Here is a 1,666-nt window from a genome sequence, read left to right on the forward strand (position 1 = left end):
AACGGCCGCTGAACGCGCCGTCTACGCCCACGACCGTGACCACAGACCCGGTTCCGCCGCATTCAGCCGAGCCACCACCCGGCTGGTGAAACCGCCTACAGCTAGCTCCGCCAGGGCCGCCACACCGAACAGACACAGCGCCGCCTGCAAGCGCGACCAGATCCCTGCCATCGCCGCCGGCTGGCTCGCCTGTCAGCGGCCAGTTAGATTTCCCCACGCGCTGCCACTTCGGCTCCCCACCACGGCTACTTCAATTCCCCACTGGCGGCCGCTTCGTGTACGCAGCGTGAGGTCATCCTCGGCGGTGTTCGCCCCACCCCGGCAGGATCGGCGGCAGGTCGCTGAGGCCGCGGGCCGGCCGCTTGGGCATCGGCGTCTCCCCGTCGTCCCCGTCCCAGCGGCGCGCGTACTGGTCCGGGAGGCTGCCCCAGCCCCAGTAGGGCACCGGGCGGTCGGCCATCTCGCCGAGTTCCTCGAGGGGATCAATACGATTCTCCGCCACCGTGCAGAGGTGGGCCCAGTCGTCGCCCATGTCGAAGACGTAGGCGAACTGCTCGCCGGCTTGCAGTCTGCTCAGCTTGGTCGCATGGCCGTCCACGGTGCCGTCCGGGGCCTCGCCGTCCCACCAGTCCAGCGGGCTGACGTGGGTGGCGTCGGACAACGTGAACAGGTGCAGGTGAGCCAGGTCCCAGCGAGCGAAGGCGAGATCGATGGCCGAGGCGAACTGTGCGAAGGAGTGCGACCGCGCAGCGGCGAACACCCGGCCGGGACGCGGCCACAGGTCCGCACCGTGACCGGAGACCAACTCCACGCGGATCGACAGCCAGGTACGAGACACGTCAACAACCCCCTATGCGCCAGATCGCGAGCCAGCACCGAGGCTACTGAGTGTGATTGGCGACTGGGGAATCGAGCTGGCCGTACGTGGGGAATTTCTCCTGGCCGCCGTCACTCGCCCTCGACTCCGGCCGCCCTCACCACGCCCGCTCCCACGTGCTTGTGATCCTCGGATCTGAGCAGCCTTAGATTGTACGCTGGCGTGCTGTGCAAGGGCACCGGGCGGGCCGTGAAGAGGATTTGTGGGGCTTGTGGCGACGGCTGAGGTCGGGTTTCGGGACCTGACGCTGTGTTTGTGTTTGCCGCCAGAGCCTCGGGGGGATCGTCGGCCCCCTGCTTGCCCGATCCGGCGCGTCAACGAGGAGATCGCATGCCGTCCGACCCGTATGACCCCGCACCCGGCGACGACACACCGAGCCCGTTACGCTCCCGCTGGTTCATCGCCTCCGCCTGCCTGCTGGCCGTCATCGCCCTGCTGGGCGTGCTGATCGCGGTGGCCGGCGGCGACGAGCCCGCCAAGGCCTCCGGCCCCAAGGGCGACCCGGCACCGGCGGCCAGCGCATCGCCAGAAGACCCTGACGGTTGCCCCGTCTTGGCCGACACGTCCAAGACGGTGCCCGACCGAGCCCCCGTCGGCGTTCGCTGGGAGCTTTTCTCCACGGTGGCGCTGCCCGTCTCTCAAGCTTCCGGTCCGGCCGTGTTCGAGGGCGACGTAGCCCGCTGCTACGCGCACACTGAGGTTCCCCCGTCATGCGGGAGGTGCTGATCAGCTGGTCAGCAGGGGTTGATGGGTGTTCAGATTCGTTGGTTCGGCTGTCGCCTGCTCGGC

2 protein-coding genes are annotated in these 1,666 nt (G+C 68.8%); one reads left to right on the forward strand and one right to left on the reverse strand.

What is annotated here, in order from left to right:
* Positions 1 to 292 precede the first annotated feature (292 nt).
* Positions 293 to 838, reverse strand: coding sequence for a hypothetical protein (locus ACFYW5_RS37945; protein WP_389421692.1), 546 nt, complete (start codon positions 836 to 838; stop codon positions 293 to 295).
* A 369-nt stretch (positions 839 to 1,207) separates the two neighbouring features.
* On the opposite strand from ACFYW5_RS37945, the gene ACFYW5_RS37950 reads away from it, so the two are divergent.
* On the forward strand, positions 1,208 to 1,603 hold the full coding sequence (locus tag ACFYW5_RS37950) for a hypothetical protein (RefSeq protein WP_389421693.1): 396 nt from the start codon (positions 1,208 to 1,210) through the stop codon (positions 1,601 to 1,603).
* The last annotated feature ends 63 nt before the right edge of the window (positions 1,604 to 1,666 follow it).

The organism is Streptomyces sp. NPDC002779 (genome assembly GCF_042888685.1).
GTDB lineage: Bacteria > Actinomycetota > Actinomycetes > Streptomycetales > Streptomycetaceae > Streptomyces.